Annotated in this window: 15 protein-coding genes; 6 read left to right on the plus strand and 9 right to left on the minus strand. The window is 71.7% G+C overall.

Annotation, left to right across the window (positions count from 1 at the left end; translation table 11 throughout):
• Positions 1-29 precede the first annotated feature (29 nt).
• Complete coding sequence (locus tag HZS54_RS01535; RefSeq protein ID WP_179920218.1) at positions 30-1,193, minus strand: DUF4382 domain-containing protein; 1,164 nt, start codon at positions 1,191-1,193, stop codon at positions 30-32.
• A gap of 316 nt (positions 1,194-1,509) precedes the next feature.
• On the opposite strand from HZS54_RS01535, the gene rnz reads away from it, so the two are divergent.
• Positions 1,510-2,454 (plus strand): ribonuclease Z, encoded by a 945-nt coding sequence (gene rnz, locus HZS54_RS01540; RefSeq protein ID WP_179920219.1) that lies wholly within the window; start codon positions 1,510-1,512, stop codon positions 2,452-2,454.
• A 167-nt stretch (positions 2,455-2,621) separates the two neighbouring features.
• Here the strand turns inward: rnz and HZS54_RS01545 are convergent, their stop codons facing one another.
• From HZS54_RS01545 to HZS54_RS01570, 6 genes are all read right to left on the minus strand, one after another.
• Positions 2,622-2,768, minus strand: coding sequence for a hypothetical protein (locus tag HZS54_RS01545; RefSeq protein ID WP_179920220.1), 147 nt, complete (start codon positions 2,766-2,768; stop codon positions 2,622-2,624).
• A 73-nt stretch (positions 2,769-2,841) separates the two neighbouring features.
• Positions 2,842-3,990: a DUF373 family protein gene (locus HZS54_RS01550; protein ID WP_179920221.1), complete on the minus strand. Its 1,149-nt coding sequence runs from the start codon at positions 3,988-3,990 to the stop codon at positions 2,842-2,844.
• A gap of 135 nt (positions 3,991-4,125) precedes the next feature.
• On the minus strand, positions 4,126-5,154 hold the full coding sequence (gene sppA / locus HZS54_RS01555) for a signal peptide peptidase SppA (protein WP_179920222.1): 1,029 nt from the start codon (positions 5,152-5,154) through the stop codon (positions 4,126-4,128).
• A gap of 83 nt (positions 5,155-5,237) precedes the next feature.
• Positions 5,238-6,020, minus strand: a complete 783-nt coding sequence (locus tag HZS54_RS01560; protein WP_179920223.1) for an MBL fold metallo-hydrolase — start codon at positions 6,018-6,020, stop codon at positions 5,238-5,240.
• 117 nt (positions 6,021-6,137) lie between these two features.
• On the minus strand, positions 6,138-7,544 hold the full coding sequence (locus HZS54_RS01565; protein ID WP_179920224.1) for a signal recognition particle protein Srp54: 1,407 nt from the start codon (positions 7,542-7,544) through the stop codon (positions 6,138-6,140).
• A gap of 58 nt (positions 7,545-7,602) precedes the next feature.
• Positions 7,603-8,682 carry a type 2 periplasmic-binding domain-containing protein gene (locus HZS54_RS01570; protein WP_179920225.1) on the minus strand — a complete coding sequence of 360 codons (1,080 nt, stop codon included), beginning with the start codon at positions 8,680-8,682 and terminating at the stop codon, positions 7,603-7,605.
• Positions 8,683-8,930: 248 nt separating this feature from the next.
• On the opposite strand from HZS54_RS01570, the gene HZS54_RS01575 reads away from it, so the two are divergent.
• The 4 genes from HZS54_RS01575 to HZS54_RS01590 all read left to right on the plus strand — a co-directional run bounded on the left by HZS54_RS01575 (position 8,931) and on the right by HZS54_RS01590 (position 11,940).
• Positions 8,931-10,160, plus strand: a complete 1,230-nt coding sequence (locus HZS54_RS01575) for a potassium channel family protein (RefSeq protein ID WP_425484387.1) — start codon at positions 8,931-8,933, stop codon at positions 10,158-10,160.
• A gap of 2 nt (positions 10,161-10,162) precedes the next feature.
• The gene (locus HZS54_RS01580; RefSeq protein WP_179920226.1) at positions 10,163-10,723 is read left to right on the plus strand and encodes a magnesium transporter; all 561 of its coding nucleotides are present in this window, start codon (positions 10,163-10,165) and stop codon (positions 10,721-10,723) included.
• Positions 10,720-11,289, plus strand: a complete 570-nt coding sequence (locus tag HZS54_RS01585; protein WP_179920227.1) for a magnesium transporter — start codon at positions 10,720-10,722, stop codon at positions 11,287-11,289. Before HZS54_RS01580 ends, HZS54_RS01585 begins: the two co-directional genes overlap by 4 nt.
• 429 nt (positions 11,290-11,718) lie before the next feature.
• Positions 11,719-11,940, plus strand: a complete 222-nt coding sequence (locus HZS54_RS01590; RefSeq protein WP_179917550.1) for a DUF8024 family protein — start codon at positions 11,719-11,721, stop codon at positions 11,938-11,940.
• Positions 11,941-11,977: 37 nt separating this feature from the next.
• Here HZS54_RS01590 and HZS54_RS01595 read toward each other — a convergent pair whose 3' ends face one another.
• Together HZS54_RS01595 and HZS54_RS01600 are read right to left on the minus strand one after the other, a co-directional pair.
• On the minus strand, positions 11,978-12,940 hold the full coding sequence (locus HZS54_RS01595) for a 5,10-methylenetetrahydromethanopterin reductase (protein WP_179920228.1): 963 nt from the start codon (positions 12,938-12,940) through the stop codon (positions 11,978-11,980).
• A complete protein-coding gene (locus HZS54_RS01600) occupies positions 12,937-13,713 on the minus strand; it encodes a coenzyme F420-0:L-glutamate ligase (RefSeq protein WP_179920229.1) in 777 nt (258 codons plus the stop codon). The genes HZS54_RS01595 and HZS54_RS01600 overlap by 4 nt, the downstream gene beginning before the upstream one ends.
• Before the next feature lie 114 nt (positions 13,714-13,827).
• Between HZS54_RS01600 and HZS54_RS01605 the strand changes: the two genes are divergently transcribed.
• Positions 13,828-14,643 carry an inositol monophosphatase family protein gene (locus HZS54_RS01605; RefSeq protein WP_179920230.1) on the plus strand — a complete coding sequence of 272 codons (816 nt, stop codon included), beginning with the start codon at positions 13,828-13,830 and terminating at the stop codon, positions 14,641-14,643.
• The last annotated feature ends 1 nt before the right edge of the window (position 14,644 follow it).

Below are 14,644 nucleotides of genomic sequence, written 5' to 3' on the forward strand. Positions count from 1 at the left end.
GGTCGCCGTTCGCTCCGCTCCTCGCGGAGTCAGTCGCCCTGGCCGTTCCCGGCGCCCTCGCCGGGTCCGCCGTCACCGGGGCGGTCGTCGTCCCCGCCCGATTCGAACTCGGCTTCGAGTTCGGCCTCGGCGTCGCCGTCCGCGACCTCAACTTCGAGTTCCTCGGCGTCGCTCGGGACCTCGACGACGAGCTCGCCGTCGGCGTCGGTCGTCCCGACGGGCTCGCCGTCGACGCTCACCGTCGCGTTCGCGAGCGCCGAGCCGTTCTCGGTGACGGCGAGGGTGACGTTCTCGCCGGCGGTGAGGTTGCCGGCGAACGACGCCGCGATGGAGCGCTCGTCGTCGTCTCGGTCCTCGTCGTCACCGCGCTCGTCGTCGACTCGCTCGATGGGCACTTCGGTGCCGGACTCGCTGACGACCGGCTTGAGGATGTACTTCCCGCTGTTGCCCGCCTCGTGGACGGTCACGTCGTAGACGAAGTCCACCTCGGAGCCGTTCTCGACGGTGAAATCGCTGTTGAGCTGGAGCTTCTGGCTGGGAAGCTTGACCCGCTGTTCCTCGCCGTTGGTCAGCGTCGCGTCGATGTCGCTCACTTCCATGTGGACCTTGTCGTACTCGCCCGCCGGGAGGTCGAACTGTTCGAGCAGCGTCGCGTTCGCGCCCCGCAGCTGCGAGAGGTCGACCGACGTGGCGTTCACGTCGCGGGTGACCCAGCGACCGTCACCGTCGCCGGCCTCGTCGTCTTCCTCGCGTTCGTCGTCCATCTCCTCGCTTTCGGCTTCCGCTCCGTCCTCGTCGTCGGCCTCGGTCTCGGTGCCGTCGTCCGCGACGGTACCGTTCGCGACGGTGGCCGTCGCGTTGGCCGTCGCGTTGGCCGTCCCCGTCGCGTTGGTCGGCGTCGCGGTCGACGCGTTCCCGGCCTCGCCGGCCGAGCCGTTCGCGGCGGCGTCGACGAGGTGGAACTTGACCGTCGTGATCGTGACGTTCAGGTGCGCGAAGTCGTCCATGTCGTTGGGCTGGTCGCTCACGTAGAAGTTGACCGTCCCGGAGTCGGCGGTGTTCGCGCCGCCACCGCTCGCGGCGCCGTCGCCGCCCGCCCCGCCCGCTCCGGGCGTCGCCGTACCGGCCATCCCGGCACAGCCGGCGGTCACGACCAGCAGCGCCGTCGCCACCGCGACGACCGCTCGCCTCATGCCGACACCTCCGCTCGCGGACCCGTTCGTCGACTCTGTCGCGTCGTGGTCGCAGTCGGTCGGTGCATCCGTGACATCGTACTCCCCTCTTCCGGGGCGATACCCATATAAAAGTGAGTCGCCGAAGCCGAATTTCGGCGGATTAAGTCGGATTTCGGGGCGTACGGAACCGCTCTCACGCCCGATCTCGCCGAACGCGCCTGAACGGACGAAACGGTTAAATAGTGGAATAGAGGCCGTCGAGGGGCGGGTCGCGCGGGAGCGTGCGGGGCGGGGATCCGACACGCGTTTACCGGGCGCCCGCCGAGGGGCGGACATGCGCGTGACGTTTCTCGGAACGAGCGGCGCGGTCCCGACCACCCGGCGCAACACGAGCGCGCTGCTGGTCAACCGCGACGGCGACCGCCTGCTGTTCGACTGCGGCGAGGGCACCCAGCGCCAGATGATGCGCTTCTCCACCGGCTTCGCCGTCGACCACGTCTTCGTCACGCACTGCCACGGCGACCACGTCCTCGGCATCCCCGGTCTCGTCCAGACCTTCGACTTCAACGACCGCGAACGCCCGCTCGCGATCCACGCCCCCCACGGCACCCGCGGGGGGATCGAGGACCTGGTTCACGCCGCCGGCAACGACCCATCTTTCCCCGTCCGGATCAACCAGGTCGGCCCCGACGAGGTCGTCCTCGACCGCGACGAGTACGAGGTACGGGCCGTCCGCACGGACCACCGCACCAACGCCGTCGGCTACGCCGTCGTCGAGGACGACCGCAAGGGCCGCTTCGACCGCGAGAAGGCCGAGGAGGAGCTCGGCATCTCCCCCGGGCCGAAGTACTCGAAGCTCCACCGCGGCGAGCCCGTCGAACACGACGGGCGAACCGTCGAACCGGAGGAGGTCGTCGGCCCGCCGCGACCCGGCCGCCGATTCGTCTACACCGGTGACACCCGCCCGACCGACGCCGTCGCCGCCGCCGCCGAGGACGCCGACCTGCTCGTCCACGACGCTACCTTCGCCAGCGACTGGGCCGACCGCGCGAAGGAGACCGCCCACTCCACCGCCCGCGAGGCCGCCGCCATCGCCGACCGCGCCGGCGCGAAGCGGCTCGCGCTCACCCACATCTCGACGCGCTACGCCGGCGACCACTCGCCCATCGAGCGCGAGGCCCGCGAGCACTTCGACGGCGACGCCTGGATCCCCGACGACGGCGACCGGTTCGACGTGCCGTTCCCCGACGACGGAACCGGCGACGAGTCCGCGGACTGACGCGCCGGACGACACCGTGGGAGGGGAGAGCGAGGGAGCGAAGCGACCGAGCGGATCGGTCCGGGTGGGTCGTGGCCGTCTGCGGTCGCGATCGCGGTGCGGTTGCTGCTGTGGTTGCAGTCGCGGTGCCTGGTGGACTGAAAGGGCGAGGCGTGCTCGCGTGCAGTTCAGTCGTCTGAGTGACCTCTATCCGCGCGGGCGGTGCCGAGAGCGCGGATATGTCGCTCAGCGACCGCGAGCGCGTCGAGGGCTTTCATCGCTTGCTGTCTCCGGCGGTCACTTCCCCGGCTAGCGAGCGCGTCGAGGGCTTTCATCGTCTGCGGTCTCCGTCGAGTGCGGTCGCTGTCTCGTCAGTTCCTCTGGAGTCAACTCGACCGGAAACAACGCCTAGTCGCCGCCCTCGCGGCCGTGGGCGAACTCCTGTTCGACGGTCGTCCCGCTGAAGTAGGCGGCGAACCGGACGCCGGCGAGGCTCACGAGGACGCCGGCGAGGATGAACAGGGCGAGCCGGGTGCCCGGGGGTTCGAGGGTGGCCCCTTCGAAGGCGATGGGACCGACGTCGATGGGTTGGACCCGGTAGGGCTCGAACACGTCGGCGAGTTCGAGGAAGTACGCGGAGAACCCGCGGACGACGAGGCCGACGGCGACGGCGCCGAACGGGAGGTTGAGATACGCCGAACGGACGCTCTCGCGGCGGATGAGTTCGTCGAGTAGCCGGCCGGTGCTGGCGGCGAGGGCGGCGCCGGTGAGCCAGGGGATGGCGTCGAAGGCGAAGCGGCTGGCGAGGATGAGCGGGGTCCCCGATCCGAGGTCCGAGACGCCGATAGCGCCGTCGAAGACGCCGACGAGCGAGAGGCCGGCGGCGACGACGTAGGTGACCAGCGCGACCTGGCCCGAGTAGAGGGCCTCCTGGACCTGGCCGGGGAGGGAGGCGAGGTAGGTGTCGATGCCGAGGCCCTTGTAGAGGAAGAAGAGGCCGACGACGGCGACGATGGCGCCGGTCGCGACGCCGGGGCTGACGGCCCACCAGAGGACGGGGTAGGCGATGAGGGCGACGCCGATGGGGACGAGGACGGTCTTGCGCAGCTCCTCGTCGGCGAGGAACTGCTTGAGCAGGTAGTAGGTCGACTCGATGTCGCGGGCCTGGCGGACGACGACGCGGTCGACGGCGTCGACGGTCAGGCGGGATTCGACGATGGGGACGAGCCGCTCGTCCTCGGCGCTGTCGACGACGACCACGGCCGAGTCGGGGTCGTGGTCGTCGATGAGCTCCTCGACCTGGCGGGCGATGGCGCGGTCGGCGCCGATGGTGTCGTCGGTCCCCGCGAGCACCGCGACGACGGTCTCGTCGCCGGCCTCCGAGAGGTCGCGGGAGACGCGGAGGGCTTCGAGCAGGCAGTTGACCTGGCTGTCTTCGGGGTCCTCGACGCCCACGTCGACGACGAGCGACTCGACGGCATCGCGCCCTACCATCGGCGGGTCCGTCCCAGCCACGAGGTCGCCCGCGCGGTCGATACAGACGACCAGCGTTGTCACGGATCGACCGAGGCGGTCACGGGATAAAAATCCTCGCGACCGTTTCCGCCCGCGGCGCCGCTCGAATCGCCCGAGAGCGCCGCTCCGGACGGTGGATGTGAGGCCCCCCGTCCCCGGCCGGACCGCGGCGGACGGCTACCGGCGGAACCGGAGCCCGTCGGCGTCGCCGTCGAAGGCGCTCGCGAGTCCGGCACCGAAGGCGTAGGTGGCCCGCTGGGCGCCCAGGCTGACCCGCTCGCGCAGCGAGTGGGCGGGCTCGAACTCGCGGACTGCGACGGCTTCGCCGAGTCGGTCTTCGAGGGCGTCGGTCACCGCCCGGCGGGTGCCGAGTTCGTCGACGAGGCCGCGCTCGCGGGCCTCGCTCCCGAGGAACACGCGGGCCTCGGTCTCCTCGACGGCGTCGGGCGCCATGTCGCGGCCCTCGGCGACGGTCTCGACGAACTGGTCGTAGTAGTCGTCGACGAGGCCCTGGAGGTAGGCCCGCTCGTCGGGGCGCAGCTCCTTCAGCGGCGTCCCGGCGTCCTTGTACTCGCCGGCGGTGAACCCCTCGTAGGACAGGCCCAGCCGCTCGGCCAGATCGTTGGCGTTGACCCGGGAGCCGACGACGCCGATGGAGCCGACCAGCGACCCCTCGCGGGCCCAGATCTCGTCGCAACCGCTGGCGATGTCGTAGCCGCCGCTGGCGCACACGTCGGTCGCGTAGGCGACGGTCGGGCCGTCGAAGCGCTCGGCGGCGATGCGGATGTCCTCGCTCGGGACGATCTCCCCGCCCGGCGTGTTGAGCTTCACCAGCAGCGCCTCGGCCGCGGGGTCGGCGTCGGCGAGCTCGATCTGTTCGACCACGTCGTCGGCGCCGATGCCGGTCGCCGAGCCGGGGACGCCGCCAGCGCGCTCGCGCGCGATCGGCCCTTCGACCGCGACCTCGGCGACGTTGTACGGCGAGACGAGCGACCCGGCGATCCGGCTCCCGACCCACAGCGCGAGGAGCGCGACCGCGGCGACCACCAGGAGACCGAGGAGGTCGACCAGCGAGTCGGTGCTGCGGACGAACACGTACCAGGCGGCGGCGACGCCGATCAGGCCGACGAGGGCGGTCACGACCAGCGGGACGACGGTCCCCTCGACGGTCCCGACCGCGTCGTCGTCGGATGGCAAACTGCTCATGACCTCTAGAAGTTGCGGTCGGCGGGAAAACCTATCGGCGAGGCGCGGGCGCTGGCAGTGCCGGTGGTCGGGCGAACGGACGGCTACAGCGCGACCCGGTCGAAGTCGTTCCAGACCTCGAAGTCGCTCAGTTCGTCGAGGTCGTCGGTGTGGCGTTCGAGCATGTGCTCGGAGACGTTCGTGGCGACGACGCGGTCGGCGTCGAACCGACGGGCGTCGGCGCGCAGTTCCTCGGCGTCGCCGTGGAACTCGGCGCCCAGGACGGAGCCGTCGAAGAAGAGCAGGTCCGCGCCGGTGCAGAAGTCGGGGACGGCGTCGACGCCGTCCACGTCGGGGGCGTAGACGACGGTCGCCCCCTCGGCGGAGACGGCGTACCCCTGGGTCGGGAAGGCGTGTGTGCCGTGGTCGACGTCGAACGCCCGCACGTCGAACTCGTCGGTCCGGAGCGCCTCGTCGGCGTCGAGCGGGACGTACTCCACGTGGTCGAGGATGTGCGGGAAGGTGTCCTCCGTGAACGTCCTGACCGGACGACTCCCGTAGACGGTGATCTCCTTGCCGAACGTGGAGTGGTCGAACTCGCCCTCGTTTTGCACGTGGGTGGTCATCGCGGCCTGGTTCAGCTCGTTGATCCCCCAGTAGTTGTCGAAGTGGGCGTGGGTCGCGAAGAAGGCGTCCACGTCGTAGACCTCCATCTCGTGGAGCTGGTCGGCGATGTCGGGGCCGATGTCGAGGACGAGCCGCCGCCCGGCGGCCTCGACGAGCACGGCCGGCCGGCGGCGGCGCTCGCTGGCGGCGCAGTACTCGCAGTCACAGAGCGGGGCGGGCACGCCGACCGCGTCGCCGGTCCCCATGAGCGTGACGCGCATGGCACCGTTTGGGCCGACCCACCGTTACCCGTTTCGTGTATCAGATCCCGAACCGGTTCGGGCCGCGCGAGGCGGACCGCGATACCGACCGGGGAGACGGAACCGAGCCGGGGAGAATCAGCCGAACGGGCCGCCACCGCCGCCCATGCCACCCATCCCGCCCATGCCGCCGCCACCGCCGCCGCCCTGCATCTGCTTCATCATCCGCTCCATGTCGGCGTCGCCCATGCCCTGGAACTGGTCTAACATCTGGCGCATCGCGTTGTACTGTTCGAGCAGTTCGCGGATGCGCTCCTCGGGCTTGCCCGAGCCGCGGGCGATGCGCTCGATGCGGCTCTTGCCGACGGTCCGGGGGTTCTCCAGCTCCTCGTCGGTCATCGAGTCCATGACGACCTCGAAGTCGTGCAGGCGCTCCTGGGTCACGTCCATCGCGTCGTCGGGCAACTGGTCCATGAGCCCGCCGCCCATCCCCGGGATCATGTCCATCACCTGATCCAGGGGCCCCATCTTGTTCATCGTCTCCATCTGCTTGCGCATGTCGTGGAGGGTGAACTTCCCCTCCATCATGTCCTCGGGGTCCCAGTCCTCTTCCTCCTCGCCCGTCTCGTCCATCGCCCGCTCGACGCGCTCGGTGAGCTGTTTGAGGTCGCCCATGCCGAGCAGCCGCGAGATGAACCCGGAGGGCTCGAACCGCTCGATGTCGGAGACGGTCTCGCCGGTCCCGAGGAAGGCGATCGACGAGCCGGTCTCGTTGACGGCGGCCAGCGCGCCCCCACCCTTCGCCGTCCCGTCGAGCTTCGTGATGACGACGCCGTCGATGCCGATGGAGTCCTCGAACTCCTGGGCCTGGTCCTTCGCCGACTGGCCCATCGCCGCGTCCAGCACCAGCAGGTCCCGGTCCGGCTGGACCTCTTCCTCGATGTCCTCGATCTGGTCGATGAGCTCCTCGTTGAGCCCGTCGCGACCGGCGGTGTCGACGATGCGCACGTCGGCGTCCTCGGTCGCTTCGAGTCCCTCGCGGGCGATCCGGACGGGGTCGTCGGCGTCGGGGTCGCCGTAGAAGTCCACCTCCGCGCGCTCGGCCATCTCCTTGGACTGGTCGTAGGCGCCGGGCCGGTCGGTGTCCGTCTGGATGATCGCCGGGCGCAGGCCCTTCTTCGAGAACCACCACGCCATCTTGGCGGCCGTGGTGGTCTTCCCCGAGCCGTAGAGGCCGGCGAGCATGATCGTCTGCGATTCGAGCGGGAGGTCGGTGGAGTCGCCGACGAGGCCGACGAGCTCGTCGTAGACGACCCGGAGCACCCAGTCGTGGGCGGAGGTGCCCGCGGGCGGCTCCTCCTCTAAGGCGCGGGTCTTGATGGAGTCCGACAGCTCCATCACCAGGTCCACGTCCACGTCGGCCTGCAGCAGCGACCGCTGGATGTCCTTGACGACCTCCTCGACGTCCTCCTCGGAGATGCGGGACTGGCCCCGGAGGTCGTTGAGGGTGCTCCGGAGCGACGTTCCCAGATCGTCGAGTACCATTTGCCGCGGAGTACGCGGCCGGCCCGTTAAAGACTTTGTACTCCGCCGGTCGGTGCGGTCACGGCGCCGCGATCAACCGGGGGTCGGCGCGAACCAGTTCTTGGCCCACCGGCGACCGCAGCGCGTCGAGCACCGCGGCCTCTCGGGGATCGGGCGACCCCGAGGCGTACAGCGCCACGTCCCGCGTCGTCGGGTAGCCCGGGTCGCGGTAGCCGTGGGTCGTCCCGTCGGCGGTGACCTCGACCGCGGGTGGCCCGCGTTCGACGACGCCGACCGCCAGATCCGCGATCGCGTCGTCGCGGTCGGCGACGGCGGCGGCGCGCGCCCTGTGCCGTCCGATACGCGCGTCGAGACCGTCCAGCGGAGCCCGCCGGAAGAACTCGTCGCGAATCGGCCGGTTCGGCGTCCCGCTCGCGCCGGTGACGACGTAGATATCCCGGTCGGGCCCGCCCAGCACGGACCAGTTCTCGATCTCCCCCTCGTAGATCCCGCGGATCGTCCCGACCGAGAGCGTCTCGACCCCGGCCGCCGCGACCGCCGGGCTGACGACGAACGCCGAGCCGTCGCGGGCGAGGACGTGCGAGGTCAGCGCCGACGCGTCCGCGGACGGCAGTCCGTCGACCCCGCCGGGACCCGTCTCGCCGAGGTCGATACGGCCGGCCGCCAGATCGGCGGCTATCCGCGCGGGGCCGGACACCGAGGTGACGAGTTCGAAGGGCGGCCGCGAGCGCTCGCCGGTCGGCTCGATCCCGCGGTCGGCGGCGAAGCGGTCGGCGAGTCGGGCGTCCGCGTCGGCCACCGCGGGACCGACGACCGGGAACGCCTCGCTCGACGGGCGCAGGTTCGCGTTCCAGGCGGTCGCCAGCGGGGCGACGACGCGCCGGAGCGTCCCGGTGGTCTGGAGGTGGAGCGGCTCGACCGACCGGGCCGTGGCGGTGGGCGTCGGCGCGGAGGTGCTCGGGTCGAGCGGACCGCCGTCCGTGGCCGCGGACGGCGTGGTCGACCGGTCAGGCGGCGTCCGCGTGTCGGCCCCGTCGGTTCCGGTGAGGCCCGAACAGCCCGCGAGCGACGCGAGGAGGGCGGCGCCGGACCCGAGCACCGCGCGTCTGTTCGGGTCCGGCACGTCGTTCGCTGTCATCGCCGGATCGCTGGGCGGCCGCCCCCTTGTAACCCGCTACGCACAGCTATCGAGGGCTATTGAGCCGAGACCGGTCCGGAGCCGCGCGGGACCGACCGCCGGCGTGGAACTAAGGGGGCCGCGGGCGGAGACGGAGGTATGTATCGGGCCCGCAGGCGCCGCGGTCGGCCGTGAACCGCGACGGCCGGGAGGGCGTGGACGACCGCGTCGAGTACGAGCCGGTCAGCGTCAAGGAGCTGCTGGGCGAGATGAAAGACATCGCCGAGCTGCTCGTCGACCTGTCGTACTCTTCGGTCCTCTTCGACGACCCGGCGCTGGCCGAGGAGGTGCTCGAACTGGAGTCGGAGATGGACGTGCTCCAGCTGCGCGCGCGGATGAGCCTCGTGATGGCCGGCCGCTCGCCGGAGGAAGCCGAGGAGCTGGCGCCCATCTTCGGCATCGTCGGCGCCGCGGAGACGATCAGCGACGCCGCCGGCGACATCGCGAAGGTCGTCCTCGACGACGTGGGCCTGCCGGCGTCGCTGCGGGCCGGCCTCCCCGACCCCGTCGAGACGCTCGCCCGGGCGGAACTCGCCGGGTACTCGGCCTACGCGGGGCGGACGCTCGGCGACATCAACCTGGAGACGGAGACCGGCGTCCGCGTGCTCGCGGTCCGTCGCGGCGACGAGTGGCTGCTCGATCCCGGTCGCGAGACGGCGCTGCGACCCGGCGACGTGTCGTTCTGTCGCGGCCCCGACGACGGTATCCAGGGGGTCTTCGAGACGATGACCGGCGAGCCCTACGAGCGGCCGGCGGTCCCCGAGTCGGACATCGAGGACCTGGACCGCGCGGTCGAGACGGTCGTGTTGATGCGCAACGTGAGCGAACTCGCGGTGGACCTGGCCTACGGGAGCGTGCTGTTCGACGACCCCGAGCTCGCCCGCGAGGTGAGCGAGCTCGAAGTGGAGGTCGACGCGCTGAAGGAGCGCTTCGAGGCGTGGGCGCTCCGCGGGGCCGCCGAGGTGGCGGAGCCGGTGACGATCCGCGGGCTGCTCCACATCGCGGCGAGCACGGAGGTGATCAGCGACGCCGCCCTGGAGATCAGCGAGGGCGTGCTCCGCGGGCTGGGGAGCCACCCGGTCGTCCAGGCCGCCGTCGAGGAGTCAGACGAGATCCTCGTCAGCGTTCCCGTCGCGGCCGGCAGCGACCTCGACGGCACGAGCATCGGCGAACAGGCGCTCCGGGCGACCACGGGGACCCTCGTCATCGCGGTCCGCCGCGAACGCGAGCCGGCGGAGGGGACGGACAGGGCGAACGGTGACGAGGACGCGGGCACCGCCCGCGCCGAGGGCGACACGGAGTGGGTCCTGACGCCGTCGCCCGAGACGCGGCTGCGCGCCGGCGACACCCTCATCGCGAAGGGGACCCGGGCCGGCGCCGAGCGTCTGCGGGCGCTGGCCGGTGGGGAGGGGGCCGGAGCCGGAACCGGGTCGCGGTGACGATGACCGGCGACTGGACGGTCCGCGGGATCACCCGCCGGCTGTTCCCGTTGCTGGTCGCGCTCACGCTGCTGGAGCTGCTCGGCGGGCTCACCCTCGACGGCTTCGAGGCGACGCTGACCCGTTACCCCTCCCTGCTCGTGCTCGTCCCGGCCACCATCGGGACGGCGGGCAACCTCGGGAGCGTCCTCTCGGCGCGGCTCTCGACGGCCTTCCACCTCGGGCTGCTCACCTTCGAGCCGACCGACGAGCGCCTCGGCGGCAACGCCCTCGCGACCGTCCTGCTCGCGGTGACGGTGTTCCCGCTGGTCGGCGCCGGCGCCTGGGTCGTCGCCCGGGCGACCGGGACGGCGGCGCTGCCGGCCCGGACCGTCGTCGCGGTCGCGCTCCTGAGCGGCGTGGTGCTCTCGGTCCTGGCAGTCCTCGTGACCGTCGTCACTGCCTACGCCGCCTACCGCTTCGAGGCCGACCCGGACGACGTGGTGATCCCCGTCGTCACGAACGTCTGCGACGTGCTCGGCGTGCTCGTCCTGTTCGGCGCCGTCCGGGTGGTGGTCGGGTGACGCTCCGCTCGGTCGTCGTCGAGACCTACCGCGGCGCGCTGCCCGCGCTGCTGGTCAGCGCCCTCGGCGGGCTGCTCGCGGGCGCCATCCTCGGCGGGATGGAGGGCGAACTCGCCGCGGTCCCGGGCCTGCTGGTCGTCGTCCCGGCGTTCCTGGCGATCCGCGGGAGCGTCTACGGCTCGCTGGGCTCGCGGCTGTCCAGCGCCCTCCATCAGGGGCTCGTCGAGCCGCGACTGGCCTACGACGAGCGCCTCGCCAGGGCGGTCGCCGCCGCCCTCCTCAACGGGCTGGCGGCGAGTCTCGTCGCGGCGACGCTGGCCGTCGGATTGCTCCGCGCGCTCGGGCGACCGGTCGCGCCGTGGCCGACGCTCGCGCTGGTCGCGCTCGCAGGCGCCGCGATGGCCGGCGTCGCCCTCGTCGGGACCATCCTGGTCGTCGTCTTCGTCGGCTACCGCCGCGGCGCCAACCCCGACGATCTCGTGGGGCCGGCCGTGACGACCGCCGGCGACGTGTTCGGCATGGCCGCGCTCTTTCTCGCCACCCGGCTCGCCCTCGCCGTGAGTTGAGCGGGGAGCAAGCGCGGGTGAAACCGCTGTATCTCTCGGAACGACCGCCGACACAGCGACCGCGACCGCCGACTCGACCGCGAACAGCGTGAAAGCCCCTCTCCTTTCATTCCCACCCGCGTCGGCTGATCGGCCGGTCTGTGCGGGCGGGAATGAAAGGGGCCGTCCGCTCCGGGAAGACGGGTGACGCAAGCACCGCAGCCGAGCGAAGCGAGGCGAGGAGCGCAGCGAACCCCTCGACCGGAGCGGACGGGGGCTTTCACGCTGTTTGCGGTTTCTGCAGTCCGTGTGGTTTCTGCGGTCCTCGCGGTTCCTGCGGTCGCGACGGTCTCGGGGCCAGCGGTGCCGACTGCGGAACGTCCGAGCGACACACATCGCCAGCGGCTCGCACACGAAACCTCGAAGTAGGACGGATGCAAAGCCCCGCGTATGGTAACTCTCGCAGAGTCGGCGACGCAGCTCGTCGACAGTATCGTCCAGATGCCGGGCGAGTTCGCGGAAGTCGCGGCCCACGACCCGATCAACTACGTCCTGATCGCCTTCGGCGCCCTGTTCGTCGCCGGTGCCTCGGCGGTGTTCGGCTACCTCTCGCTGGGTGCCGTCCTCTCGCTGTTCACCGCCGGTAGCTCGCCGCCGCCGGAAGCGCGGTAGTTCGACGACGCGTCACGACCGCCCGAATTCTCCCCCGTCAATCCATCTCGCCGAGCAGCTCGATAGCCCGCTCGGCGTCGGGGCCGAGCGGCGACGCGGCGACGAAGCTATCGGCGTACTCCAGCACGGCGTCGATGTCGGCCTGAACTTCCGCCGGCGAGCCGGCGATGCAGAAGGCGTCGAGCATCGCTTCCGTGACTCTCCCGGCCGCTTCGCGGAACTCCCCGGCCGACACCGCGTCGCCCACCTCGCTGGCGGCCTCGCGGTCGATGTCGTGCCGTTCCAGTACGGGCGGGGGCGCGCCGCCGGCGACGAACGCGACCGGGAAACGGGCTTCCTCGCGGGCGGCGTCGCCGTCCTCGGCGACGCTGACCGAGGCGTAGGCGGCGAAGTCGAAGTCGCCGCGCTCGTCGGGCCGCTCGTCCAGCCCCTCGGCGACCCGGTCGCCCGCCCAGGCGTAGTCGCGGGGGTGGGCGCCGTTGTAGAGGACGCCGTCGGCGTGTTTGGCGGCCATGCGGGTCATGTGCGGGCCCTGCGCGCCGACGTAGACCGGGATCGGCCCGGCGTCGTAGTTGAGGCCGGCGTCGTCGGCGGTGAAGGTGCCGTCGTGGTCGACGCGCTCGCCGTCCCACAGGCGCTGGGCGACCTTGAACGTCTCCAGCACCCGCCGCAGCGGGCTGTCGGGGTCGATGCCGAGGTTGGCGAGCGTCGAGGCGTCGCCGGGACCGACACCGAAGACGCCGCGGCCGCCGCTGTACTCGTCGAGGGTGGCCATCCGCGAGGCCAGCGTGACGGGATGGGTCTCGTAGGGGTTGGCGACGCCAGGGCCCACGCCGATGTCGCCGGTCTCGCCGGCGATGGCGGTCAGGGCCGCGAACTGGTCGCGGTTGTTGTAGTGGTGGCTGACGAACGCGGTATCGAAACCGACCGACTCCGCGGTCGCGCCGAGCTGTGCCATCGTCGAGACCGGACGCTCCGGCGTGAGTTCTATCGCTCTCATTCGGAGTTCTCCCGCAGTCGCTGTTTGTCGTACTCCCACTCCCGCAAGGCGTCGCGGACGTAGTCGCCCTCGGGCGACCGGAAGAGACCGTCGTGGGGCTCGTGGTCGCCGAACTCGAAGCCTCGAACGACGACGACGGGGAGGCCGTCGTCGCCCTCGCCGGTCAGCAGGTTCGCGGCGGCGGCGAGTTCGTCGACGACGGCCTCGACGGTGACGCCGAGCTCGCGGCCGTCGCGGTCGGACTCGCCGCGCCAGTCGCGGGCCGCGGGCACGCCCGCCCAGCCGATCGCGACGCCGCGCTGGCCCTGGCGGAAGGGCCGTCCCGAGGTGTCGGTGACGACCACCGGCGCGTCCAGCGTCTCGCTGATCCGCTCGGCGCTCGCGGAGGGGTCCTCGGGGAGGAGGAGCAGATCCGATCCGGGGACGTTCGAGCGGTCGATACCGGCGTTGACGGAGATGTGGCCGAACCGGGTCACGGCGAGCATGAGCGGCTCCTCGGTCAGCAGTTCCGCGCTCTCTTCGAGGACCGCCTGGGCGAAGCGGGGGTCTTTCTCCTCGCCGGCGAGTTCGCCGATGCGCTCGGCGATGTCTCGGGCCCGTGAGCCGGGGTCGAACTCGGCCAGGTCGGCGCCGCGGTCCTCGGCCTTCGAGACGATGGAGTGGGAGACACAGACCACGTCGCCCTCCCGGAGGTCGACGCGCTCGGCGACGAGTTCGCCCACGTCGTCGCCGGGGCGCACCTCGGGCAGCCCGTCGACCGCGAACAGTTCCATACCCGCTCTGGGTGGTGGCCCGGCAAAAGCGCCCCGCTACGAGCAGGCCTCGCCCGGGTCGGTGACGGACGCCGATCCGAAACCCTGGTAGGCCGCCGCTGCACAGGCCAGCCTATGCCCGACGACCCCGCAGCCGACGCCGCGACGCTGGCCGACACCGCCGTCCGCGCGGTCGAGGCCGGCGGCGACTACCTCCGCGAGGCCTTCGAGAACGGCACCACGCCCGCCGACTACACCGCCGAGGACGTGACAGCCGAGGCCGACCGCGAGGCCGAGCGGCGCGTCCTCGACGCCATCGCCGACGAACACCCCGACCACCGAGTCTCCGCCGAGGAATCCGGCGACTACGACGGCGACGGCGAGTACCGCTGGGTGGTCGACGCCCTCGACGGCACGAACAACTTCGCCGCCGGCATCCCCACGTTCGGCGTCGCCGCGACGGCCTGCGAGCGGGCCGGTCCGGGCGGCCCCGAGAACGAGCCGGTCGCCACCGCCGTCCACGTGCCGGTCCTCGACGACACCTACGTCGCCGAGCGCGGCAACGGCGTCCGGTACGACGGCGATCCCGTCGCGGTGACCGACGGGCCGACGCTCCCGGTCGAGAAGGCGACCGTCGCGATGATAATCGGCCCCGAGGTGGTCTCCGGCGGCGCCGAGCGCCGCGAGTGGGACGCCATCGCCGACGCCGTCGGGGAGGTCCCCAAACGGGCGATCCAGACGTGGGCGCCGGTGGTCTACTGGGGGTTGCTCGCCCGCGGGAAACTGGAGGGGTTCGTCTGTTACTACCCCGCCGAGCGCGAGCAGGTCGCCGGATCGCTGCTCGCCCTGGAGGCCGGTGCGGTCGCGCGTGCGGAGGGACCGCTCACCGTGTTCGGCGCTGATCGGGAGATCCGCGACGCGCTGTTCGACGCCGCGACGAGCGCGCTCTGAC

Source organism: Halosimplex pelagicum, from assembly GCF_013415905.1.
Classification (GTDB): domain Archaea; phylum Halobacteriota; class Halobacteria; order Halobacteriales; family Haloarculaceae; genus Halosimplex; species Halosimplex pelagicum.